Source organism: Cupriavidus sp. SW-Y-13, assembly GCF_009793345.1.
Lineage (GTDB): Bacteria > Pseudomonadota > Gammaproteobacteria > Burkholderiales > Burkholderiaceae > Cupriavidus.
This window is the reverse complement of sequence record NZ_WHLX01000001.1, coordinates 2,910,449-2,934,540: the sequence shown is the minus strand read 5'-3', so window position 1 is coordinate 2,934,540 and position 24,092 is coordinate 2,910,449. Positions and strand designations below refer to the sequence as shown.

Sequence of the window (24,092 nt, the reverse complement as noted above, 5' to 3'; positions counted from 1 at the left end):
CATGTACTGCGTGCCTGCGGCCGGGGAGGGGGACGGCCGACTATAGCGCAGCCCACGCGCCGAGCGCACGTCAACGCACATGAATTCGGCACGGCAGGCCGATCAAAATGGTTCATGCCGCGTGGAGAACGCAGCACGCCCGGAGACCTCTTCCAGCGTAGTGGCTGCGCCGCTACCAGTCCAGCCCGAGCAGCCAGTCGATGAACGCGCGCGCTTCGGGCATCAGCGGCGCCTGTTCGCGTTCGACGATGTAGTAGCCGTGCGGCGAGACCGATTCCACATCGAGCATCTTCACCATCTGGCCCGATGCCAGCCACTGCCGCGCCATGCGCTGCCGCACCAGTCCCACGCCCTGGTTGGACACGATAGCCTCCAGCATCAGGCCGATGTCGTTGAACTGCGCACCGGTCTGCGGCTCGGGCCACTCCAGGCCGGCTGTCTCGAACCATGGGCGCCACGGCTCCAGCGGACTGCGCAGCAGCGTCAGATTGTGCAGATCCTGGGGCTTGGTGATCGCGAAGCCGTTCACGCGCTCGTAGTATTCGCGGCCGCACGCCGGGAACACCGGCTCTACCAGCAGCTTCGTGGTCTTGAGGTCGTGGTAGCGCCCGGTGCCGTAGCGGATCTCGACATCGGTGTCCTCTGCCTTCACGTCCAGGAACGGCACGGACAGGTGCAGTTCGAGATCGATGTGCGGCTGCAGCGCCTGGAACTCCGGCAGCCGCGGCACCAGGTGCTGGCGGCCGAACGTGGGCGGGATGGCCACGCGCAGCCGCGTGCGCAGCTTGTTGTATTCGGGGCGCGCAAGTTCGTTGAGGGACTTCAGCGCGTCCTCGACATTGCGGTGGTAGCGCATGCCGGCGGCGGTGAGCCGCAGCGCGGCATTGGAGCGCACGAACAGGTCCTCGCCCCAGAGTTCCTCCAGGTTCTTGATGCGGTGCGAGACCGCGCTCGGCGTGACCGAGAGTTCCTCGGCCGCACGCGCGAAGCTGCCAAGCCGTGCGGCGGATTCGAACGCAATCAGCAGGTGCAGCGGCGGAACACGCTGGAAGACCGATGCCATGGCGCCGGTCTCAGCGCGCGGCGTTGAAGATCTTGCCGGGGTTCAGGATGTGATTCGGATCGAGCGCGTCCTTGATGGCGCGCATCAGATCCAGCGCATCCTCGCCGTGCTCCTGCACGAGGAAACCCATCTTGTGCAGGCCCACGCCGTGCTCGCCGGTGCAGGTGCCGCCCATCGCCAGCGCGCGCTGCACAATGCGCCGGTTGATGTCCTCGGCCTCGGCCATTTCCTCTGGCTTGTCCGGATCGACCAGGATCGCCACGTGGAAGTTGCCGTCGCCGACGTGGCCGACGATCGGGCAGGGCAGCGACGACGCATTGAGATCGCGCTCGGTCTCGGTCACGCAGTCCGCCAGGCGCGAGATCGGCACGCAGACATCGGTCGTCACGGACTTGCAGCCGGGCTTCAGTTGCAGCATGGCGAAGTACGCGGTGTGGCGCGCATTCCAGAGCCGCGAGCGGTCTTCGGGGCGCGTGGCCCATTCGAAGCCCTTGCCACCATGCTCGGCCGCGATTTCCTGCACGGTTTCGGCCTGCTCGCGCACCCCGGCTTCGGTGCCGTGAAACTCGAAGAACAGGTGCGGCGTTTCCGGCAACGTCAGATTGTCGTGGCGGTTGATCGCGCGGATGGCCAGCGCATCGACAAACTCCACACGCGCCACGGGCACGCCAAGCTGGATGGTCTGGATGGTGGCGCGCACGGCATCGCCCATGCCCGGGAACGCGCAGACCGCCGCCGAGATGGCCTCTGGCTGCGGGTAGAGCTTGACGGTGACTTCGGTGATGATGCCCAGCGTGCCTTCGCTGCCGATGAACAGGCGCGTCAGGTCGTAGCCGGCCGACGATTTGCGCGCATGGGTGCCGGTGCGAATAACGCGGCCGTCGGCGGTAACCACGGTCAGTGCCAGCACGTTGTCGCGCATCGTGCCGTAACGCACGGCGTTGGTCCCCGAGGCCCGTGTGGCACACATGCCGCCCAGCGACGCATCGGCGCCAGGATCGATCGGGAAGAACAGGCCGGTGTCCTTGATTTCCTGGTTCAGCTGCTTGCGCGTGACGCCCGGTTGCACGGTTACGGTCAGATCCTCGGGCTGCACGGCCAGCACGCGGTTCATCTGCGAAAGATCGAGGCTCACGCCGCCCGCCACGGCCAGCAGATGGCCTTCGAGCGAGGAGCCCGCGCCGTAGGGAATCAGCGGTACGTTGTGCGCGTTGCAGAGCCGGGCGACCTCGGCCACTTCCTCGGTGGAGTGCGCAAACACCACGGCATCGGGCAGGGCGGGGGCAAAGGGCGATTCGTCGCGCCCGTGGTGCTCGCGTACCCCATTCGAGGTTGTGAACCGGTCGCCAAAGCGGGTGGTCAGGGCATCGGCCAGCTCGGACGGAAACGGACGGCGCGCCAGCGCGGCGGCAGGGGTGGGGTGGTTCATGCGGGTCTCCGGCGGGGCCGTTCGGCTCTGTATGCAAGGGAATGCCCGCTATTCTACGACTCCGCTACGCCGTGCGCGTCACCTGCCGGCCCGGCAATTTGCAGCCGACGGCCGATCAGCGGTCAATCCGGGCGGGAAGCGCGCCATAATTGCGCCACTTTCTGAAAACCATCACAACCGACACCAAGGAGACCGGCATGGGCAACCGCCTGTCGAAGATTGCCACGCGCACCGGTGACGCTGGCACCACGGGCTTGGGCGATGGGAGCCGCGTGGGCAAGAACAGCCTGCGCATCGCCGCCATTGGCGACGTGGACGAGCTGAACAGCCATATCGGCGTGCTGCTGGCCGAGGACGGCCTGCCGCCGGACGTGAGCAGCGCGCTGCTCCACATCCAGCATGACCTGTTCGATTTGGGCGGCGAGCTGTCGATTCCCGGCTACACGCTGCTGCAGGCGCCTCAGGTGGCGCAGCTCGACGAATGGCTGGAGCATTACAACGCCGCGCTGCCCCGGCTGGCGGAGTTCATCCTGCCAGGCGGAAGCCGGACTGCCGCGCAGGCCCATGTCTGCCGCACCGTGTGCCGCCGCGCCGAGCGCGCGCTGGTGGACCTGGGCGCCACTGAACCGCTCAACGACGCGCCGCGCCAGTACCTGAACCGGCTGTCCGACCTGCTCTTCGTGCTGTCCCGGGTGTTGAACCGCGCTGCCGGCGGTACCGACGTGTTGTGGCAGCGAGAACGAAAGTCCTGATTAGTGATATTTGAGGCACTTTTTGGTGAAATGGGGTGAGGGCGGCATAGCCGAGAAAATTACTCGGAATTGCGGATTACGCCCTTGAAATGGCCTCGACCGGCCACATTTCGCACTCAGGTTGAATTGCAGTCCCTGACGAGAGACAGGGCTCAATAGGAGAGAACACTATGGGTAAGATCATCGGTATCGACCTCGGTACCACAAATAGCTGCGTCGCGATTCTGGAAGGCAACGCCCCGAAGGTCATCGAGAACGCCGAAGGCACTCGCACCACCCCCTCGATCATCGCCTACATGGAAGATGGCGAGATCCTGGTTGGCGCACCCGCCAAGCGCCAGGCCGTCACGAATCCGCGCAACACGCTGTACGCCGTGAAGCGCCTGATTGGCCGCAAGTTCGAAGAGAAGGAAGTCCAGAAGGACATCGGCCTGATGCCGTACGCCATCGTCAAGGCCGACAACGGCGACGCATGGGTAGGCGCGCGTGACCAGAAGCTGGCACCGCCGCAGGTATCCGCCGAAGTGCTGCGCAAGATGAAGAAGACCGCCGAGGACTACCTGGGCGAGCCGGTGACCGAAGCCGTGATCACGGTGCCGGCCTACTTCAACGACTCGCAGCGCCAGGCCACCAAGGATGCTGGCCGCATCGCCGGTCTGGAAGTCAAGCGGATCATCAACGAGCCGACGGCTGCCGCACTGGCATTCGGCCTGGACAAGAACGAGAAGGGCGACCGCAAGATCGCCGTGTATGACCTCGGCGGCGGTACGTTCGACATCTCGATCATCGAGATCGCGGACGTGGACGGCGAGAAGCAGTTCGAAGTGCTGTCGACCAACGGCGATACGTTCCTGGGCGGCGAAGACTTCGACCAGCGCATCATCGACTACATCATTGCCGAGTTCAAGAAGGAACAGGGCGTGGATCTGTCGAAGGACGTGCTGGCCCTGCAGCGCCTGAAGGAAGCCGCTGAAAAGGCCAAGATCGAACTGTCGAGCGCGCAGCAGACCGAGATCAACCTGCCGTACATCACGGCCGATGCCTCGGGTCCCAAGCACTTGAACCTGAAGATGACGCGCGCCAAGCTCGAATCGCTGGTGGAAGAACTGATCACGCGCACGATCGAACCGTGCCGCACCGCGATCAAGGATGCCGGCGTCAAGGTCAGCGACATCGACGACGTGATCCTGGTGGGCGGCATGACGCGTATGCCCAAGGTGCAGGAGCAGGTGCGCGACTTCTTCGGCAAGGAAGCCCGCAAGGACGTGAACCCGGACGAAGCCGTGGCCGTGGGCGCTGCTATCCAGGGTTCGGTGCTGTCGGGTGACCGTACCGACGTGCTGCTGCTGGACGTGACGCCGCTGTCGCTGGGTATCGAGACGCTTGGTGGCGTGATGACCAAGATGATCACCAAGAACACGACCATCCCGACCAAGCACGCCCAGGTCTTCTCCACCGCCGACGACAACCAGCCGGCCGTGACGATCAAGGTGTTCCAGGGCGAGCGCGAGATGGCCAGCGGCAACAAGCTGCTGGGCGAGTTCAACCTGGAAGGCATTCCGCCGTCGCCGCGCGGCACGCCGCAGATCGAGGTCGCGTTCGACATCGACGCCAACGGCATCTTGCACGTGGGCGCCAAGGACAAGGCCACCGGCAAGGAAAACCGCATCACGATCAAGGCGAACTCGGGTCTGTCGGAAGACGAGATCCAGCGCATGGTCAAGGACGCCGAAGCCAACGCCGAGGAAGACAAGAAGGCCCGCGAGCTGGCTGACGCTCGCAACCAGGCCGATGGTCTGATCCACTCGACCCGCAAGGCGCTGACCGAGCATGGCGACAAGCTCGAAGCCGGCGAGAAGGAAAAGATCGAAGCTGCGATCAAGGAACTGGAAGACGCCGCACGCGGCGGCGACAAGGCCGAGATCGATGCCAAGGTCGCTGCGCTGTCGGAAGTCAGCCAGAAGCTGGGCGAGAAGGTCTACGCCGACATGCAGGCGCAGGCGGGTGAAGCCGGTGCCGCAGGCGCTGCCGGTGCAGCCGGCGCCCAGCAACAGGCGCAGCCGCAGGACGATAACGTCGTGGACGCCGAGTTCAAGGAAGTGAACGACAAGAAGTAAGCGGGAGGGGGCGGCGGCGCGGGTGATGCCGGCGCCGCTGCCCGTCCCGACGCCGGGCGACGGTGGTCTGACTTGCGGTGAAAACCACGGTCGGACACCGCGCTCGGCTTTTTTGCTTATCGCGCGGCGGGGTTTCAAGGCCCGCCGGGCCCATCAGGTATGAGCCACCATGGCAAAACGTGACTACTACGAAGTGCTCGGGGTAGGCAAGGACGCGAGCGACGACGAGTTCAAGAAGGCTTATCGCAAGCTCGCGATGAAGTACCACCCGGACCGTAATCCGGACAACAAGGAAGCCGAAGAGAAATTCAAGGAGGTCAAAGAGGCCTACGAGATGCTCTCGGACCCCGAGAAGAAGGCGGCCTACGACCAGTACGGCCATGCCGGCGTGGACCCGAACATGGCCGGCGGCTTCGGCGCGGGCGGTTTCGGCAACGGCGGCTTTGCCGAGGCATTCGGCGATATCTTCGGCGACATCTTCGGTCAGCAGGCTGGCGGTGGACGTCGCGGCAACGGTCCGCAAGCCTATCGCGGCGCCGATCTGCGCTACAGCATGGAAATCTCGCTGGAGCAGGCCGCACACGGCCACGAGGCGCAGATCCGCGTGCCGCACTGGGACGACTGCGAACACTGCCACGGCAACGGCGCCGAGCCGGGTTCGTCGGTGGAGACCTGCCCGACGTGTAATGGCGTGGGTCAGGTACGCGTGTCGCAGGGCTTCTTCACGATGCAGCAGACCTGCCCGAAGTGCCACGGCAGCGGCAAGTTCATTCCCAAGCCGTGTACCAAGTGCCATGGTCAGGGCAAGCTGAAGTCGCAGAAGACCCTTGAGGTCAAGATCCCGGCTGGTATCGATGAAGGCATGCGCATCCGCTCGTCGGGCAACGGCGAGCCGGGTATCAACGGCGGCCCTCCCGGCGATCTGTACGTCGAAGTCCACATCAAGCAGCACGAGGTCTTCGAGCGCGATGGCGACGACCTGCACTGCCAGATGCCGATCTCCTTCGCATCCGCGGCACTGGGCGGCGACATCGAGGTGCCCACGCTGAACGGACGGGTCAGCTTCCCGGTGCCGGAAGGCACCCAGGCCGGCAAGACGTTCCGCCTGCGCGGCAAGGGCATCAAGGGCGTACGCTCGGGCTATCCGGGCGACCTGTACGTGCATGTGAACGTGGAAACGCCGATCAAGCTGACCGACGCGCAGAAGGAACTGCTGCGCCAGTTCGATCGCTCGGTACACGATGGCGGCTCGCGCCACAGCCCGCAAGAGCAATCCTGGCTGGACAAGGTGAAGGGGTTCTTCAGCTGATCGCGCACTGCTGCGAACGATGAAACCGGCTACGTGATAAACGTGGCCGGTTTTTTTATGTATTGTGGGTGTTTGAAAGGCTGGCCCTCTCCCCCGCCCCTCTCCCGCTAGCGGGAGAGGGGAGAAAACCGATGGCATTCGAATCGCCGTGGGTTCGCTCCCCTCTCCCGCTGTGCGGGAGAGGGGCTGGGGGGAGGGCCAGCGTTCGAATCACCAACCACGCCTGAACCCGTTTGCAAACGACCCCCTTCGTCCTCCTCGACGACGCCCACGCCCCCGGCGTAGCCGCCTCGCGCCTCTACACCGACTTCGTTCGCGAGGATCGCGTCCAGCCCGGTGCCGACACCGCCACACTCGACATCCTGCTCGATGCAGGCTGGCGTGCGGGCCTCCACGTCACGCTGTTCGCCCCTTATGAATTTGGCGGCGCGCTGGTCGGTGCGCCGGTGCATGTCGGTGATGACCTGCCGTTCCACGATGGCGCGCTGCGCCTGCTGTGGTTCCGCAACCTGTCGATGCTCGACGCGAGCCAGGCGGCCCAGTGGGTCGACGAACGTGCGGCGTCCGGCCCCGCTGGCGCCATCGACATCGCCGGCAACTTGACCTCGCAGCAATACGCCGATGCCATCGCCCGCATCCACGCCTACATCGAGGCCGGCGATACCTATCAGGTCAATTTCACGCAGCGTCTTCGATTCGGCACATTCGGTGATCCGGTGGCGTTCTATGCGGCGCTGCGTGCCGCGCAGCCGGTCCCGTTCGGTGTGCTGGCGCAGTTGCCCGGTGACGAATGGGTGCTGTCGCTATCGCCCGAGTTGTTCGTGGCGCACGATGGCGAAGGACATCTCGTCGCGCGTCCGATGAAAGGCACCGCGCCACGTTCGGGCGACGCGCAGCAGGATGGGCAGGCCGCGAAGGCGCTGGCCGCCGACGCCAAGAATCGCGCCGAGAACGTGATGATCGTCGATCTGCTGCGCAACGACCTGGGCCGTGTCGCTGTCCCGGGGAGCGTGGCCGTGCCCGATCGGTTCGTCGTAGAGCCATTCGGCCGCGTGTTGCAGATGACCTCGACGGTGACGGCCACCGCGCGCCCGGCCACGACGTTCGGCGAACTGATGCAGGCACTGTTCCCCTGCGGCTCGATCACGGGTGCGCCGAAGCGTCGCACCATGCAGATCATCGCCGAGTTGGAAGACTCGCCGCGTGGCCTCTATACCGGTTCGATTGGCTGGCTTGATGCGCCATCGGACAGCATGCCGCTTGGTGCCTTCGGCATGTCCGTTGCCATCCGCACGCTGGTGCTGGGTGCAGCGAATCCCGAGGGTTTGCGTCGCGCCGAGATGGGCGTCGGCGGCGGCATCGTCCATGACAGCGTGGCCGATGACGAGTTTGCCGAGTGCGGCTGGAAGGCACGCTTCCTGACCTTGCACGACCCCGGCTTCACGCTGTTCGAGACGATGCATGCATGCGATGGCGACGTGCGACATGCCGAGCGGCATCTGCAGCGGATCGCGACATCGGCGCGCGCATTCGGGTTTGCACTCGACCTCTCCGCCACGCGCGCCGCATTGCAAGCCGAAGCGGCACGTCTCGGCAATGGCGACTGGCGCCTGCGGATGAGCGTCGACAAACGCGGCACGCTCACCTTCGCACATGGCGCGTTGGTAGCCTTGCTCGATGGCGTCGTAGCGGTGGAACTCGCAACGCAACGACTGCCGGTCTCAGATGTCCTGCGCCGACACAAACTCAGCGCACGCGCCACCTACGACGCCGGCTGGCAGACCGCCGAGCAACACGGCGCGTTCGACGCGCTGTTCTTCAACACACGCGACGAACTGCTCGAAGGCGGCCGCTCATCGGTATTCGTCCAGGTGGATGGGCAGTGGATGACGCCACCGTTGTCGGCGGACATCCTGCCCGGCGTCATGCGCGCGGTGGTGCTGGAAGAGGGCGATGCGCTGATCGATGGGCCGGTGGTTGAGGCGACGATCACGCGGGAGATGGTGCTGCGGGCAGGACAGATCGTCCTGGTGAATGCGTTGCGAGGGGTGATGCGGGCGGTATTGCGCCCCGTATCGCACTAACCTGTTCCCCTCTCCCGCGGTGCGGGAGAGGGGAGACAACCAGTGGGATGGAGGCGCGCTCACGCCGCAAACGTATGCTCCACCGCCGGAAAACTTCCGTCCTTCACCGCTGCCACATACGCGCGCACTGCCGCTTCGATTGACGTCTGCCCGTCCATGAAGTTGCGTACGAACTTGGCCTTGCGGCCAGGGTAGATGTTCAGCATGTCCTGCAGCACCAGCACCTGGCCCGTGCAGTCCACACCGGCACCGATGCCGATGGTCGGCACGGTCAGCAACTCGGTCACTTCGCCTGCCACCTTGGCTGGCACGGCTTCCATCAGCACCACCTGGGCACCGGCCTGTTGCAGCGCCAGTGCATCGCGCTTGAGTTGCGCGGCACCGGCCTCGGTCTTGCCCTGCACCTTGAATCCGCCAAACGCGTGCACCGACTGCGGCGTCAGGCCGATGTGTGCGCACACCGGAATGCTGCGCTCGACGAGGAACTTCACGATGGGCGCAGCCCATTCCCCGCCTTCGATCTTCACCATCTGCGCGCCCGCGCGCATCAGTGCGGCGGCACTCTCGAACGCCTTCTCGGGCGTGGGGTACGTGCCGAAGGGCAGGTCCGATACCAGCAGCGCGGTCTGGTTGCCGCGCGCCACGCACTCGGTGTGATAGACCATGTGATCGAGCGTGACCGGCAGCGTGGTCTGCTGGCCCTGCATCACGTTGCCGAGCGAGTCGCCGACCAGGATCATTTCAACGCCACAGTAGTCGAGCAATGCGGCGAAGCTGGAGTCGTACGCGGTCAGCATGACGATCTTTTCGCCGGCGTCGCGCATGGCCTGCAGTTTCGGGGCGGTGATGGTCTTGCGGGAGGGTTCGAGGAGGTAACTCATGGCAGTGCCCGTAGGAGTGGCGGCCAGGTTGTACGCCGGAATGTGCGGAAGGTGCGCACCGGCGGCGGCCGTTGTCGTTATCGTATGGTGCTGCAGCGACTCAGGACGCAGCGAGATTCAGGAAGGCTCTGCGGCCCCGCATGTTCTCGATGCGCGTCAGTAGTGTACGGAAATCATCGTCGTTGTCCACCGGATTGAAGTGCGCGGTATCGACGATCATGACGGGCGCATCATCGTACGTGTGGAACATCTCGCCGTAGGCATCGGTGAGCCGTTGCAGATACTGTTCCTCGATGCCGGTTTCGCCTGGCAGGCCGCGGCGCGCAATGCGCTCGCGCAGCAGCGATGGCGTGGCCTGCAACATGATCACGAGGTCCGCGCGCTGCGTCGGCACTTGCAGCCGTGCCGCCAGCGTGTCGTAGAGCGCCAACTCGTCGGCTTCGAGCGTCAGCGACGCATAAAGACGGTCTCGCGGATACAGGAAATTGCCGATCATCCGATGGCCGGCAAGCATTGCCGCATGCCACTGCTGAAGCTGGGTGGCGCGCTGATTCAGGCAGGACAGTTGCATGGCCAGCGCATAGCGCTGCGGCTCGCGATAGTAGCGTTCCAGGAATGGATTATGGCGCGCACCATCGGGCAGTTCGCCGGCGCGCAGCGTTTGCGCCAGGCGCTGGGCCAGCGCTGTCTTGCCCGATCCGATCGGGCCTTCCACGACGATGCGGCGCAGATGGTCGAGCATGGTTCAGATGCTCCGTGGCGTAGCGCGTGTGAGGCGTCTCACGACGCCGTGCCGCCTTCCTGCAGCCGCGTGCATTTGCATGAGGAAAGCTTCTCGATGCGCTGATTGCTGACGTTAGCGACAAAATCGGCGGCGCGGCCACGGCCTGGAATTTCGAGCGCGGCATCGAGTTCCAGCAGCGGCACGAGCACGAAGGCGCGCTCGGTGATGCGAGGGTGCGGCACAGTCAGTGTCTCGGTATCGATCGAGACATCGCCGAACAGCAACAGGTCGAGGTCCAGCGTGCGGGGCGCGTTATGAAACGGGCGCTCGCGGCCGAACTGGTCCTCGATGTGGTGACAGATGCGCAGCAGTTGCGCCGCCGTGAACGTCGTCTCGACCTTCACTACGGCATTGCAGTAGTCGTTGCCCGTGGCATCGACCGGCGCGGTCCGATAGAACGAGGACCGGGCGGCCACCGTGATGCCGACCTGCTGGGCCAGGCACACGATGGCGTCTTTCAGCGCCTGGCGCGTATCGCCCATATTGGCGCCAATGCCGATGAAGGCAAGCGTCATGTTATTCCTCCGGCTGGGCGCGGCGTGACCCCTCCGCGGCCTGGTCGCCGTCGGCAGAATCCGCCCCGCTGCGGGAAGACACTGTATCTGATTTCCGGGGACTCCGCCGACGGCGCCGTTTGCGTGCCGGCGCTTCGCCTTCCACCTCGTCCGCCACCTCCGGACCCCCTGCGTCCACGGCCTTGTTGCCCTTGCCACGTGCAGGCTTCACCGACTGGATCAGCGCCTCGCGCTCGTCCGGCGGCGAGTTCTGGAAATCGGTCCACCACTGGCCCAGTTCAGCCGGCTGTTCGCCAGCCTCGCAGCGCAGCTGCAGGAAGTCGTAGCCGGCACGGAAGCGCGGCGATTCGAGCAGGCGGAACGGCATGCGGCCCACGCGCTTCTCGAAGCGCGGCTGCATGCCCCAGATGTCGCGCATGTCGGTCACGAAGCGGCGCTGGATGGCCAGTTGGCCGGTCTGCTTTTCCAGCACCATGTCCATGGCCGTATTCAGCGCGGCGATCGGATGCTCGCCGCCTTCGCGCAGCTTGGTCCAGCGCTGCAGCACGTGGTGCCACAGCAGCGACGCGAACAGGAAGCCCGGCGAAACCGGCTTGCCGGCCTGTACGCGACGGTCGGTGTTATCCAGGGCAAGCTGCACGAAGCGCTGGCCCATCGGTTGCTCGATCGCTACATCCAGCAGCGGCAGCAGGCCCTTGTGCAGGCCAGCCTTGCGCAGCTCCTGCAGCGATGCCCAGGCGTGGCCGGACATCAGCAGCTTCAGCATCTCGTCGAACAGGCGCGCGCTCGGCACGTTATGGATCAGCGGCGCCAGTTCGGCGATGGGCACGCGCGTATCTTCATCGATGCCGAAACCGGTCTTGGCCGCAAAGCGCACCACGCGCAGCATGCGCACGGGATCTTCGCGATAGCGCGTGACCGGATCGCCGATCATGCGCAGCGTCTTCGCGCGGATGTCTTCCATGCCGTGATGGTAGTCATGCACGGTCTGCGCGGCCGGATCGTAGTACATCGCGTTGATCGTGAAATCGCGGCGTTCGGCGTCCTCGGCCTGCGAGCCCCAGACGTTGTCGCGCAGCACACGGCCGCTGGCGTCGATCGCATGCGTCTTGGTGTCGAGCTCGGCGCGCTTCAAGCGGCGGCCTTCGGGCAGCGTCTCGCTGGCCACGGCATCCACAAGGGCGCGGAACGTCGAGACTTCGATGATTTCCTGGTCGCGTCCGCCGTAGAACGTCACGTGCACGATCTGGAAGCGGCGGCCGATGATGCGCGAGCGGCGGAACAGCGCCTGTACCTGATCGGGCGTGGCGTTGGTCGCCACGTCGAAATCCTTGGGCTTGATGCCGAGCAGCAGATCGCGGACGGCGCCGCCCACGATGAAGGCCTGGTAGCCGGCCTGCTGGAGCGTGGACGTAACCTTGACCGCGTTGCGCGAGATCAGCGTCGGGTCGATGCGATGTTCGTCCACACCGACCACGCGCGGCGTATGGGCGCGGCCGATGCGGCGCTGCTTGGGGCCCGGCTTGCCGAGCAGCCGGTTGATGAGCTTCTTGATCACGTCAGAACAGGTCCATGATGCGCCAGCCGGCCTCGGCTGCGCGGTTGCGCAGGCGATCGTCAGGGTTGGCGGCCACCGGCTCGCTGACGATTTCCAGCAGCGGGAGGTCGTTGGCCGAATCGCTGTAGAACGTAGTGGTGCCGAAGTCTTCCCACTTGGCGCCCAAACTCTTCAGCCAGCTGTTGACGCGCGTGATCTTGCCTTCGCGGAAGCTCGGTACGCCGAACACTTCGCCCGTGAAGGGGCTCTCCGGCTTGCCGTCGAGCGTGGCGGGTTCGGTGGCGATCAGGTGCTTGATACCGAACGCCTGGGCGATCGGGGCGGTGACGAAGCTGTTGGTGGCAGTCACCACGGCGCACAGGTCGCCCGCTTCCAGGTGCTTGTACACCAGGGCCTTGGCCTGCGGCGTGATGACGGGCTCGATGACCTCGTGCATGAAGCGCACACGCCACTGGTCCAGGCGATCGCGCGGATTGGCGGCCAGCGGGGCCAGCGCAAAACGCAGGAATTCCTGGATATTGAGCGTGCCAGCCTTGTATTGGCTATAGAACTCGTCGTTCTTGCGACGATAGGATTCCTCGTCGACGACGCCCATGCGGACCAGGAAGCGGCCCCATTCATGGTCGCTATCGGTCGGGATCAGGGTGTGGTCGAGGTCAAACAGTGCCAGATTCATGGGGCGCGATTTTACATTAAGGTGCAACAGGCGGGCGGGTTGTCCCGGCGCAGGTTGGGAGCGGGTTTCGTGCCAGCGCGCCGGGATGGCGGCGCTGGCGGACATCTACTCGCGAAATTCGGCAAACATCTCCCGAAGCAGCGGCAGTGTCACGGCGCGCTTGCGCTCCAGCGCGTACATGTCGAGGGCGTCCAGCAGGGCCATCAGGCTGGGCATGTCGCGATAGTGGCGCGTGACAAGCCAGTGCGGAATTTCCGGCGCAAGCTGGAGCCCGCGCTCGCGTGCCGCCTGGACGAGGGCGGCCATCTTGTCATCGTCGGACAACGATTCGAGTTGGTACACCAAGCCCCAGCCCAGCCGTGTGCGCAGATCTTCACGCACGGGCATGGCGCGGGGCGCCAGGTTCCCCGCCACCACGATCGCACAGCGCACATGCGCCCGTACTTCGTTGTAGAGCGAGAACACGGCGATCTGGCGTGCTTCGTCCAGCAATTCCACATCGTCCACCGTATACAACTGGCATGACGGGTCGAAGATGAAATCGGACAGCGCGTGGTGCGGACTCAGGTAGCGGCAGTTCAGGCCCCCATGCAGCGCGGCGTCGCACACGGCATGCAGCAGGTGGGTGCGGCCCGAACCCGCCTCGCCCCACAGGTAGAAGAGGCGGTCATGGGCCTGCTCGCGCGCCACGAGGCCGGGCAGCTCGCGCAGCCGCTGCACGGGTTCCCGGTTGGCGGCCACGAAGAAGTTCTCGAACGTGGACGGCGGAGGGCTGCCCAGTTCGAGTGACAACTGCTTGTGGGAGGGTCGCAAAGACATGGCGCGCGTGACTGGGGCGAATTAAGTCAAAAACTTCAAATAGGGCGAAAAGGTGGCTTCAGCCGTGACTTTGGCGTACGCGGGGCAGGGCTGGCAGTGTGGCACTGGTCGCCGGGAGCCTGTATCCGTTAAAATCGCGATTTTACTGGAGTCGCGCCCTCGATCCGCGCCCGATTCGCCTCAATGGCATCGGAGTGTGATTAATAGGTGATGATTTCAGCACTTCACCCTCCTCAAAGACAAGCAGGTTCTCATGAGCGCATCCCCGACCGCCGGCCAGGCAGGCCTTTCCTACCGCGATGCCGGTGTTGACATCGAAGCCGGCGACGCCCTGGTCGACCGTATCAAGCCGTTTGCCAAGCGCACCATGCGCGAAGGCGTGATGGCCGGCATCGGCGGGTTCGGCGCGCTGTTCGAACTGTCGAAGAAGTTCCAGGAGCCGGTGCTGGTCTCGGGCACCGACGGCGTGGGCACCAAGCTCAAGCTGGCGTTCCAACTGAACCGCCACGACACCGTGGGCCAGGATCTCGTGGCGATGAGCGTCAACGACATCCTCGTGCAGGGCGCCGAGCCGCTGTTCTTCCTGGACTACTTTGCCTGTGGCAAGTTGGACGTGGACACCGCCGCCACCGTGATCCAGGGCATCGCCCATGGTTGCGAACTGGCCGGCTGCGCGCTGATCGGCGGCGAAACCGCTGAAATGCCGAGCATGTATCCGGACGGCGAATACGACCTGGCCGGTTTCGCGGTCGGCGCCGTGGAAAAGAAGAAGATCATCGACGGTTCGACGATCCAGCCGGGCGACGTGGTGCTGGGCCTGGCCTCGTCGGGTGCGCATTCGAACGGTTACTCGCTGGTGCGCAAGATCCTCGACGTGGCCAAGCCGGACCTGAACGCCGACTTCCACGGTCAGCGCCTGCAGGACGCCATCATGGCGCCGACGCGCATCTACGTGAAGCCGCTGCTGTCGCTGATCGAAACCCTGCCGGTCAAGGGCATGGCCCACATCACCGGCGGCGGCCTGACCGAAAACGTGCCGCGCGTGCTGGCCGACAACCTGACCGCTGTCATCAAGAAGGACGCCTGGACGCTGCCGCCGCTGTTCCAGTGGCTCCAGCAACAAGGCAACGTGGCCGACGCCGAAATGCACCGCGTGTTCAACTGCGGCATCGGCATGGTCGTGATCGTGGCCAAGGAAGACGCCGAACGCGCGATTCGCCATCTGCAAGCCGCTGGTGAAGCGGTATGGCAGATCGGTGCGATCGAGGCTCGCGCCGAAGGGCAGGCGCAGACCGTCGTAGTCTGATTGTGCTTTTCCCCTCTCCCTCTGGGAGAGGGGCAGGGGAGAGGGCAGGCGGTTACGCTACGAGAAAGCTCGTCAAGCACGACGCGCTGGCCCTCTTCCCCAACCCCTCTCCCGCCGTGCGGGAGAGGGGAGCACACCCAGGGGTCGATTTAACTCACCACCCCGCCGCCCGCCCCACCTCCGCAACATAGTCCCCCCGCAGACAATCCACGCTGACGCGCTCCGGCGTGCTCCGCAACCACGTCAGTTGACGCTTGCACAGTTGCCGCGTGGCCGCGATGCCGCGTTCGCGCATCGTCGCATAGTCGCAATCCCCATCGAGATATTCCCAGACCTGCCGGTAGCCGACGCAACGCATCGACGGTAGCCCGAGGTGCAGGTCGCCCCGTGCGCGCAGACGTTCCACTTCGGCGATCAAGCCACCGGAGAGCATTGCGTCGAAACGTTCGGCAATCCGCGCGTGTAGCACGGCGCGGTCCGAGGGTTCGAGGGCGATGACGCGGAAGCGTGAATCGGCGGCGCCCGTGAAGGTGCGCGCATCAGCCTGGCGCGCGAGCAGCGCCGACATCGGTTGCCCGCTCAGGCGATGGATCTCCAGCGCGCGCTGGATGCGCTGCGCATCGTTGGGTGCGAGCCGCGCGGCGGTGACCGGATCTACCTCGGCCAGCATCGCATGCAGCGCTGGCCAGCCACGCTCGGCAGCCAGCGCATCGAGTTCGGCGCGCACGGCGGGGTCAGCTTGCGGCAGGTCGTTCAGGCCCTGCGTCAGCGCCTTGTAATAGAGCATCGTCCCGCCGACGATCAACGGCGTGCGGCCACGCGCGCGAATCTCGACAATCAGGCGCTCGGCATCGGTCACGAATTGCGCGGCCGAGTAGCTCTCCAGCGGATCAATGATGTCGATCAGGTGGTGCGGCGCGCTGGCGAGTTCGGCAGGTGTGGGCTTGGCGGTGCCGATATCCATCTCACGATAGACCAGCGCCGAATCCAGGCTGATGATTTCGACCGGCGTGCGCGCGGCCAGCGCCAGCGCGGCGGCCGTCTTGCCGGAGGCCGTCGGCCCGAGCAGGCAGACGACGGGCGGGAATTCAGAAGACTGCGATGACATGGAGGATTACTGGCCGCGCAGGAACAGGCGGTCCAGTTCGGTGACCGTGAGTTGTACCCAGGTGGGACGTCCGTGATTGCACTGGTCGGCGCGCTCGGTCTGTTCCATCTGGCGCAGCAGCGCGTTCATTTCTTCGACGGTCAGCTTGCGATTGGCGCGCACGGCGCTGTGGCAGGCCAGCGTGGCCAGCAGTTCGTTCTGGCGCTCGGCCAGCACGCGCGAGCCACCGAATGACTGCAAGTCACGCAGCACATCGCGCGCGAGCGCTTCGGCATCGGCCTGCTTGAGCAGCGCCGGAATGGCCCGCACGGCCAATGTCGTGGGTGACACCGGTGCGATGTCGAAGCCGAGCAACTGCAGCGTTTCCTGATGTTCCTCGGCGGCGCCGATTTCCACCGGGTTGGCGGGCAGCGTGACCGGAATCAGCAGTGGCTGCACGGCGAGCTCGCGCGCATCGAGACCGGCCTTGATCTGTTCGTAGAGGATGCGTTCGTGCGCGGCGTGCATGTCCACCAGTACCAGTCCGCGCGCATTCTGCGCCAGCACGTAGATGCCGTGCAGCTGGGCGATGGCATAGCCGAGCGGGTGGTCGCCTTCTTCCCCATCTTCATCGACGGGCAATCCCGACGGACGCTCGGGCAGACGGTCGAGCAGGCTGGGCGGCGCATCGGCACGGGCTGCCTCGGCATCTGCCAGCCACGCTGGCCGTTGCGAGGAAGGTTCCCATGAGCGGGCGACTGGTGATCCATCACCCGAGGTGGCGTCACGCACCATGCCCAGGTAGGCCTGGCGTGGCTGGGCAATGCCAAGTTCGCTCTGCCGGCCAGCGGAGTAGTTGATCCATTGTGGCGCGGCGCCCGGCACGCCACCCGCTGGCTTGGTCGTTGGCGACAGCCCAGCACCATCGCCAGTATCCGAATGCAGGCTGTCGCCAACTTCGCCAGCCTGGCGCGCCAGGCTGCGCTGCACGGCGTGGTAGACAAACTGGTGGACGGCGCGCGATTCGCGGAAGCGGACCTCGATCTTCGACGGGTGCACGTTCACATCGACCAGTTCGGGTGGCAGGTCCAGGCAGAGCACGTACGAGGGAAAGCGGTCTCCGTGGAGCACGTCCTGATAGGCGCTGCGCACGGCGTGGTTCAGCAGCTTGTCGCGCACGAACCGGCCGTTGACGAAGAAATACTGCTGGTCCGGCCTGCCGCGCGAAGCGGTAGGCAGCCCGGCGAAACCATAGATGTGCAGCGCGTCGGCCAATTCATCGAGCGGCAAACGGGCACGCGCAAAATCGGCGCCCAGCACCTGCGCGGTACGCGTTGCCACATCGCCGGCATTCCAGTGTTCGAGCGGCTTGCCGTTGTGGTGAACGGAGATCGTGACATCGGGCCTGGCAAGCGCCACGCGTCGGATCATCTCCAGGCAATGCCCGACCTCGGTCTGTTCCGTTTTCAGAAACTTCCTACGCGCGGGCGTATTGAAGTACAGGTGCTGCACATCGATCATCGTCCCGACACCACCAGAAGCCGGTTGCAGATGGCCGGTATCGGCGCTGATCTGCGTGGCGTGTGCGGCATCGGCCGTGCGGCTGGTCAGGACGAGGTGCGAGACCGAGGCGATCGACGCCAACGCCTCACCACGGAAACCGAGTGTCAACACCGATTCGAGTTCGTCGAGCGAGGCGATCTTGCTGGTGGCGTGCCGCATCAGCGCAACGGGCAGTTCATCGGCAGGAATGCCGCAGCCGTTGTCGGTGATGACGATGCGCCGCACGCCGCCTTCTTCCAGCCGGATGCCGAGCTGGGTGGCGCCTGCGTCGAGTGCGTTTTCAAGCAGTTCCTTGACCACCGAAGCCGGACGTTCCACCACTTCGCCGGCGGCGATCTGGCTGATCAGCTGATCGGGCAGGGGACGGATAGGCCGGCCGGGTTGCGCGGTGCGCAAGGCGTTACTGGAGGTGGGGGTGGCGGCGGAAAGCTCGGGGCGGGCGGCGTCGGCAGGCATGCGGGCGATTATACGTGCGGCCGGACACGTTTTCGGCACACTCATTACGGTTCCGTAACGGCAGCCAAATTTGGCTCTTGTATGATGTCAGCCATTCATTGAAGGGGACACACCGTTGGATACTGTATTGCACCTGATGGACATGATTCTTCATGTCGACAAGTTTCTGGGCCAGTTCGTGTTGGACTACGGCGTATGGGTGTACGGCATTCTGTTTGCCATCGTTTTCGCCGAAACCGGCCTCGTGGTGCTGCCGTTCCTGCCAGGTGATTCGCTGCTGTTCATCGCGGGAGCCATGTGCGCGACGGGCGCGATGAACGAGTGGGCACTTTCCGGACTGCTCTTCGCTGCAGCTGTCATCGGCAACACGGTCAACTATTTTGTGGGCAGCTGGATCGGGCCGAAGGTGTTCGACCAGCACTGGCGCTTCCTGGATCAGCGTGCGCTGCGCAAGACACATGATTTCTACGAACGTCACGGCGGAAAGACGCTGGTGATGGCGCGTTTCCTCCCGATCGTGCGGACCTTTGCGCCGTTCGTGGCCGGGGTATCGCAAATGACCTTCGCACGCTTCCAGCTGTTCAACGTGATCGGCGCGGCGGCCTGGGTGTTCGGCCTGGTGTTCGCCGGCTACTTCTTCGGCAACCTGCCGTTCATCAAGCAGTATCTCAACCTGATCGTGCTGGCCGGTATCGGCGCGGCCGTCGTGCCGCTGGTGCTCGGTGGCCTGTGGAAGCTCGTGCGCGGCACGCGCCGCCCGGCGGACCGCAAGCCCTGATCCCGATGTATCCCGCAGCCTCGGTGAATCAGCTGAGGCTGCGGCTCATCAGGCGCAGGGCCGGCATGCGGTCGCGGATCTGCGTGGTGTCGGCGGCATCGGGACGGGCCTGGACATAAGCTTCCAGGTCTTCCAGCGCCGGCCGGAAGCACTCCAGGTTGGCATAGGCCAGGCCCCGGTCGCGCACTTCCTCGATCGAATCTGGCAGCAGGATCACCAGACGGTTCTGCACCGCCAGCAACCGCTGCCAGCGCGATTCCTGCAGATAGATTGCCTTAAGGTTGCGCAACATGCGCGCGATGATCTCCCGATGGCCGGCCACATGCAGGAACAGGCCCAGCGGCACCTCGGTCGAGTCCGAAATCCCCTCCCGTTCGAGGTAGGGATCAAGCATTTCCTGCAGTTGTTCCTTCGACAGCGTTTCGCCGGTCAGCGGATCGAGCACGACCTCGCCGGCCGGAATCGTCATGCGCACCAGGAAATGGTTCGGGAACGACACCCCCTTGAGCGGCAGGCCAATCTGCTGGCCTAGCTCCATGTAGAGCACGGCCAGCGAGATGGGAATACCCCGGCGCTGCTTGAGCACCATGTTCAGGTACGAGTTGTCGGGGTCGTAGTAGTCGTTCGCGTTGGGGCCGAAGCCGAGGTCGCGATAGAAGAAATGGTTCAGCAGGCGCAGGCGCTGGATGGCGGGCGTGCCTTCGGCAATGCGCCGCTTGAGCCGGACGGCCAACACATCCATGGCCGCCAGTTCCGCCTGCAGGTCGAGGTCCGGGTAGGCATCCTGGGCGATGGCGAGGGCGGTTTCCGTCAGCGGGATCGCATCGTCGTCGGCCACGAGGCTGGCAAAGTAATCCAGGACTTTCGTGGAAGTCATGTACGGTGTTTCCTGACTAGCCGGCGCGGCGCCGGAAGGCCGCATAGCGCAGGCCCATGAGCCACAGTGTACCGAAGTAGACCGCCGCCGCAAGTACCAGGCAGGCCGCCAGCAGCGCGATCCGCAGCCATGGCGTGGCGCCCAGCGCCACCCAGTCGAAATTGCGCGCGAACCACAGCAGCATGCCCGACAGGATCAGCATGGCGGCCACCAGCCTGAGCAGGAACATGCCCCAGCCGGCCGACGGATGATAGAAGCCCCGGCGGCGCAGTCCAAAGAACAGCAGCAGCGCGTTGACGATGGCGCCGAAGCTGATCGACAGCGGTAGGCCCGCATGGCCCAGCAGCGGCACGAACACGAAGTTCGACAACTGCGTGATGATCAGTACAAGGATCGCGATCTTGACCGGGGTGCGGATGTCCTGCCGTGCATAGAAGCCCGGCGTCAGGATTTTGATCAGGATAAGCGCGAGCAGGCCCACGCCGTAGGTAGCCAGCGCCTGACGCGTCATCTCGACGGCATGGGCGTCGAAGCGGCCATAGTTGAACAGGACCGAGGTCAGTGGCGTGCCGAACAGCATCAGCCCCGCCGCGCAAGGCAGGGCCAGCAGGAAGGTCAGGCGCAGGCCCCAGTCGAGCAGGCCGGAGTACTCCTCGCGGTTGTCGTTGGCGTTGGCCTTGGAGAGGCTCGGCAGCAGGATCGTGCCCAGCGCCACGCCCAGCAGCGCCGTCGGGAATTCCATCAGGCGGTCGGCATAGGTGATGTACGACACGGCCCCCGCGCCCAGGCGCGAAGCGATATTGGTATTGATGATCAGGCTGATCTGGGCCACGGAAACGGCCAGCAGCGCCGGCGCCATCTGCTTGACCACGCGCCGCACTCCGGGGTTGGCCCACGCCGCGCGCAGGTTCAGCGAGACGCGCGGCAACACGCCGAGCTTGCGCATTGCCGGCACCTGGATCAGCAACTGGAGCACGCCGCCCACCAGCACGCCCCACGCCTGGGCATAGATCGGCTGGGCCATGTGAGGACCGACAAACAGCGCGGCGATGATCAGGCAGAGATTGAGCAGTACCGGCGTGAACGCGGGCACCGCGAAGTTGCGCCACGTGTTCAGTACGCCCGAAGCCAGCGCTACCATCGAGATCAGGCCGATATATGGGAACATCACCCGTGTCATGAACACGGCGGCGTCGTAGGTCTCGGCACTGCCCCGGAAGCCGGTGGCCACTACCGTCATGACGATTGGCGCGCCGATCACGCCCAGCAGCGATACCGCGGCCAGCGCCCAGGCCATGACCGTGGCCACGGCATCGATCAGGAGATGGGTTTCCTCGTCGCCGCGCTTGCCGTGGTACTCGTTCAGGATGGGGACGAAGGCTTGCGAGAACGCGCCTTCGCCAAAGATCCGGCGCAGCAGGTTGGGGATGCGGAATGCCACGTTGAAGGCATCGGTCATGTCCGAGGCCCCGAAGGCGCGGGCAATCAGGATTTCGCGCAGCAGGCCGGTGATGCGCGATAGCATCGTCAGGCCGCTGATCGTGGCAAGTGCTTTGAGCAGGTTCAAGATCGGAAACCAGGGAGCAGGGCCGTGTGACGGCGCCGAGCGGGTGGCAGACGCGTTTCAGACGCCTGCACGGTCATTTGGTTGCGGCGGCGCCACGCTTATGCGGGCATTCCGCTCGCCAGATGTGGCGCATATTATACGGACGGCCGCTGCCCGGCGGCCCTGGTGCCCGATTCTGTTCGGAACCTGTCGGGAGGCTTGCCTGCGGCGCGGGGCTGTGTGTATAATCGCCGATTCGCAAGGACAGTCGCGTCCAAGGATTCGTTTGTCGAACATCCCGGGTCGCAAGATGTGACTTAATTGTTGCGTCCCAAATTATTGCGTCGCCCCGGGCGCGCACTCTGAATTCAGGAAGAGATACATGGCAAATTCCGCACAAGCTCGCAAGCGCGCGCGCCAAGCCGTGGCCGCGAACGGTCACAACTCCAGCCTGCGCTCGCGTCTGCGCACCGCCGTCAAGGCAGTTCGCAAGGCAATCGACGCCGGCGACAAGGCAGCCGCTGCTGAGATCTTCAAGCAGTCGCAAACGATCATCGACAGCATCGCTGACAAGAAGATCGTGCACAAGAACAAGGCTGCACGTCACAAGTCGCGCCTGTCGGCCGCCATCAAGTCGATGGCTGCCTGATAGCTGCCCCGGTCGCCCCTATGGCGGCCGAGCAGTCGCAAAGCCCGTCTTCGGACGGGCTTTTGTTTTTTGCGCCACCACTTTCCAGTGCTCGGCCAACAAAAAACCCGGCGCCTGGCCGGGTTCTCTTGAGAAGCAGGGCGTGCTCAGTCGCCGACCGAGCAGGCTTCCACTACCTGCAAATCATTGTCGCGCGCGAAGTTCAGCACGAAGTCGAGTGCCTTCGGCTCGATGTCCCGCAGCCGCGAATCCACCACCACGTTCTTGATGCCCGCCACGATCACAGGTCGCACGTACGGCGAGTAGGTCAGGCGGGGGTCGCCGGTATCGCCTTCCGGCCGGAACTGCGCCATCACGCCGCACAACCGCTCGGCCCAGTCGCTTGGGCGAAAGGTCCTGCCTTCCTTGGTAACGCCTTGGATGAAGTATTCGCGAACTTGGGGGGTTGTCATGGGACTGCGGGGATCTGCTCTGTGACTCGACGGTAAACCCGCTCAAGACGGGCGCCCGTTTGACGCGTCCGGCAGGCGATTGGTTCGCATGCTGCCGGCATGAGGAAAGCGGGGCGTATTGTCGGCGGGGGCACTTTTGATGCCGTGCGGCGGGCCGTGGCAAGGTATGCCGGGCCCCGCGTGAATCAGCGGGTATTATATCTTATATAAGACTTGCGCATACGTAGAATTCCTGTCGGGAACCTGTCAGCGGGCCGCGTCACCCGCCTCTGCGGGGGACTCCCGCTATAACGGCGCGGACTCGCCAAAGCTGGAATAATCCCTTATGATCGTTGCCACTACATTGCGTAAGCGACGCGAAAGGCGGCCCATGCGAGCCGCCTTCTTTGTTTTATGAGCCAAACCCCGATCAAGCATTACCTCCAGTTCAGCGACCTCAATGCCGAGGAGTACGAGTACCTGCTGGACCGCGCGAGGATCCTGAAGGCGAAGTTCAAGAACTACGAGACGTGGCACCCGCTGCACGACCGCACGCTGGCCATGATCTTCGAGAAGAATTCCACGCGTACGCGCCTGTCGTTCGAAGCTGGTGTGCACCAGCTTGGCGGTCATGCGGTGTTCCTGAACACGCGTGACTCGCAACTGGGTCGTGGTGAGCCCATCGAGGATGCGGCGCAGGTGATCTCGCGCATGGTCGACATCATCATGATCCGTACGTACGGCCAGGACATCCTTGAACGATTCGCCGCGCACTCGCGCGTGCCAGTCATCAATGGCCTGACCAACGAATACCACCCGTGCCAGGTGCTGGCCGATGTCTTCACGTACATCGAGCAGCGCGGCAGCATTGCCGGCAAGACGGTGGCGTGGATCGGCGACGCCAACAACATGGCCTACACCTGGATCCAGGCTGCCGAGCGCCTGGATTTCACGTTCCATTTCTCCGCGCCTCCGGGCTACCAGCTCGACCCGGCCATGGTGCCGCAGACGGCTGCGTCGCGCGTCAAGGTGTTCGACAACCCGCTCGACGCCTGCCAGGGCGCGCACTTGGTGACCACCGACGTGTGGACCAGCATGGGTTTCGAGGCCGAGAACGAGGCGCGCAAGCGCGCGTTCAAGGACTGGATGGTGACCACGGCCATGATGGACCGCGCCACCGATGATGCGCTGTTCATGCACTGCCTGCCTGCCCATCGCGGCGAGGAAGTGGAAGCCGCCGTGATCGACGGCCCGCGCAGCGTGGTCTGGGAAGAGGCTGAAAACCGCCTGCACGTGCAGAAGGCATTGATGGAATACCTGCTCTGCGGCCGCTACTGAGCGACCGCCGGAGCCAGCGAAAGGGGGCCACGACGGCTCCCTTTTTTACGTCTACCGTTTCGTTTTTCGATTCG

At 64.7% G+C, this 24,092-nt stretch carries 21 protein-coding genes; 8 read left to right on the top strand and 13 right to left on the bottom strand.

What is annotated here, in order from left to right; all coding sequences use genetic code 11:
- Nucleotides 1-172: 172 nt before the first annotated feature.
- Nucleotides 173-1,063: a LysR substrate-binding domain-containing protein gene (locus tag GA566_RS13090; RefSeq protein ID WP_137923250.1), complete on the bottom strand. Its 891-nt coding sequence runs from the start codon at nucleotides 1,061-1,063 to the stop codon at nucleotides 173-175.
- Nucleotides 1,064-1,073: 10 nt separating this feature from the next.
- Nucleotides 1,074-2,492 (bottom strand): FAD-binding oxidoreductase, encoded by a 1,419-nt coding sequence (locus GA566_RS13085; protein WP_137923249.1) that lies wholly within the window; start codon nucleotides 2,490-2,492, stop codon nucleotides 1,074-1,076.
- 197 nt (nucleotides 2,493-2,689) lie between these two features.
- Here GA566_RS13085 and GA566_RS13080 point away from each other — a divergent pair, with 197 nt between their 5' ends.
- The 4 genes from GA566_RS13080 (at nucleotide 2,690) to pabB (ending at nucleotide 8,754) form a co-directional block, all read left to right on the top strand.
- The gene (locus tag GA566_RS13080; RefSeq protein WP_137923248.1) at nucleotides 2,690-3,244 is read left to right on the top strand and encodes a cob(I)yrinic acid a,c-diamide adenosyltransferase; all 555 of its coding nucleotides are present in this window, start codon (nucleotides 2,690-2,692) and stop codon (nucleotides 3,242-3,244) included.
- A 170-nt stretch (nucleotides 3,245-3,414) separates the two neighbouring features.
- Nucleotides 3,415-5,361, top strand: a complete 1,947-nt coding sequence (dnaK, locus tag GA566_RS13075; protein WP_137923247.1) for a molecular chaperone DnaK — start codon at nucleotides 3,415-3,417, stop codon at nucleotides 5,359-5,361.
- A 169-nt stretch (nucleotides 5,362-5,530) separates the two neighbouring features.
- Nucleotides 5,531-6,670 carry a molecular chaperone DnaJ gene (gene dnaJ / locus GA566_RS13070; RefSeq protein ID WP_137923246.1) on the top strand — a complete coding sequence of 380 codons (1,140 nt, stop codon included), beginning with the start codon at nucleotides 5,531-5,533 and terminating at the stop codon, nucleotides 6,668-6,670.
- Between the two features lie 233 nt (nucleotides 6,671-6,903).
- A complete protein-coding gene (gene pabB / locus GA566_RS13065; protein ID WP_160472935.1) occupies nucleotides 6,904-8,754 on the top strand; it encodes an aminodeoxychorismate synthase component I in 1,851 nt (616 codons plus the stop codon).
- Between the two features lie 59 nt (nucleotides 8,755-8,813).
- Here the strand turns inward: pabB and panB are convergent, their stop codons facing one another.
- The 6 genes from panB to hda form a co-directional block, all read right to left on the bottom strand.
- Nucleotides 8,814-9,635, bottom strand: a complete 822-nt coding sequence (gene panB / locus GA566_RS13060; protein WP_137923244.1) for a 3-methyl-2-oxobutanoate hydroxymethyltransferase — start codon at nucleotides 9,633-9,635, stop codon at nucleotides 8,814-8,816.
- Nucleotides 9,636-9,735: 100 nt separating this feature from the next.
- A complete protein-coding gene (locus GA566_RS13055; RefSeq protein ID WP_160472934.1) occupies nucleotides 9,736-10,377 on the bottom strand; it encodes a deoxynucleoside kinase in 642 nt (213 codons plus the stop codon).
- A 38-nt stretch (nucleotides 10,378-10,415) separates the two neighbouring features.
- The gene (gene folK, locus GA566_RS13050; protein ID WP_137923242.1) at nucleotides 10,416-10,934 is read right to left on the bottom strand and encodes a 2-amino-4-hydroxy-6-hydroxymethyldihydropteridine diphosphokinase; all 519 of its coding nucleotides are present in this window, start codon (nucleotides 10,932-10,934) and stop codon (nucleotides 10,416-10,418) included.
- Nucleotide 10,935: 1 nt separating this feature from the next.
- On the bottom strand, nucleotides 10,936-12,492 hold the full coding sequence (gene pcnB, locus GA566_RS13045; RefSeq protein ID WP_137923241.1) for a polynucleotide adenylyltransferase PcnB: 1,557 nt from the start codon (nucleotides 12,490-12,492) through the stop codon (nucleotides 10,936-10,938).
- A 1-nt stretch (nucleotide 12,493) separates the two neighbouring features.
- On the bottom strand, nucleotides 12,494-13,168 hold the full coding sequence (locus tag GA566_RS13040) for an HAD family phosphatase (protein WP_137923240.1): 675 nt from the start codon (nucleotides 13,166-13,168) through the stop codon (nucleotides 12,494-12,496).
- A 105-nt stretch (nucleotides 13,169-13,273) separates the two neighbouring features.
- Complete coding sequence (gene hda / locus GA566_RS13035; RefSeq protein WP_137923389.1) at nucleotides 13,274-13,981, bottom strand: DnaA regulatory inactivator Hda; 708 nt, start codon at nucleotides 13,979-13,981, stop codon at nucleotides 13,274-13,276.
- Nucleotides 13,982-14,240: 259 nt separating this feature from the next.
- On the opposite strand from hda, the gene purM reads away from it, so the two are divergent.
- On the top strand, nucleotides 14,241-15,293 hold the full coding sequence (purM, locus tag GA566_RS13030; RefSeq protein ID WP_137923239.1) for a phosphoribosylformylglycinamidine cyclo-ligase: 1,053 nt from the start codon (nucleotides 14,241-14,243) through the stop codon (nucleotides 15,291-15,293).
- 154 nt (nucleotides 15,294-15,447) lie between these two features.
- Here purM and miaA read toward each other — a convergent pair whose 3' ends face one another.
- A complete protein-coding gene (gene miaA, locus GA566_RS13025; protein WP_160472933.1) occupies nucleotides 15,448-16,401 on the bottom strand; it encodes a tRNA (adenosine(37)-N6)-dimethylallyltransferase MiaA in 954 nt (317 codons plus the stop codon).
- A 6-nt stretch (nucleotides 16,402-16,407) separates the two neighbouring features.
- Nucleotides 16,408-18,399, bottom strand: a complete 1,992-nt coding sequence (gene mutL / locus GA566_RS13020; RefSeq protein ID WP_160472932.1) for a DNA mismatch repair endonuclease MutL — start codon at nucleotides 18,397-18,399, stop codon at nucleotides 16,408-16,410.
- Between the two features lie 142 nt (nucleotides 18,400-18,541).
- Here mutL and GA566_RS13015 point away from each other — a divergent pair, with 142 nt between their 5' ends.
- Nucleotides 18,542-19,177 carry a VTT domain-containing protein gene (locus GA566_RS13015; RefSeq protein WP_370459307.1) on the top strand — a complete coding sequence of 212 codons (636 nt, stop codon included), beginning with the start codon at nucleotides 18,542-18,544 and terminating at the stop codon, nucleotides 19,175-19,177.
- 28 nt (nucleotides 19,178-19,205) lie between these two features.
- Here GA566_RS13015 and GA566_RS13010 read toward each other — a convergent pair whose 3' ends face one another.
- The gene (locus GA566_RS13010; RefSeq protein WP_137928234.1) at nucleotides 19,206-20,054 is read right to left on the bottom strand and encodes a SirB1 family protein; all 849 of its coding nucleotides are present in this window, start codon (nucleotides 20,052-20,054) and stop codon (nucleotides 19,206-19,208) included.
- Nucleotides 20,055-20,070: 16 nt separating this feature from the next.
- Nucleotides 20,071-21,621: a murein biosynthesis integral membrane protein MurJ gene (gene murJ / locus GA566_RS13005; protein WP_137928233.1), complete on the bottom strand. Its 1,551-nt coding sequence runs from the start codon at nucleotides 21,619-21,621 to the stop codon at nucleotides 20,071-20,073.
- 361 nt (nucleotides 21,622-21,982) lie between these two features.
- Here murJ and rpsT point away from each other — a divergent pair, with 361 nt between their 5' ends.
- On the top strand, nucleotides 21,983-22,249 hold the full coding sequence (rpsT, locus tag GA566_RS13000) for a 30S ribosomal protein S20 (protein WP_137928232.1): 267 nt from the start codon (nucleotides 21,983-21,985) through the stop codon (nucleotides 22,247-22,249).
- A gap of 146 nt (nucleotides 22,250-22,395) precedes the next feature.
- On the opposite strand, the gene GA566_RS12995 is transcribed toward rpsT, so the two are convergent.
- Complete coding sequence (locus GA566_RS12995) at nucleotides 22,396-22,701, bottom strand: DUF3579 domain-containing protein (RefSeq protein WP_137928231.1); 306 nt, start codon at nucleotides 22,699-22,701, stop codon at nucleotides 22,396-22,398.
- A gap of 393 nt (nucleotides 22,702-23,094) precedes the next feature.
- Between GA566_RS12995 and argF the strand changes: the two genes are divergently transcribed.
- A complete protein-coding gene (argF, locus tag GA566_RS12990; protein ID WP_137928230.1) occupies nucleotides 23,095-24,018 on the top strand; it encodes an ornithine carbamoyltransferase in 924 nt (307 codons plus the stop codon).
- Nucleotides 24,019-24,092: the final 74 nt, after the last annotated feature.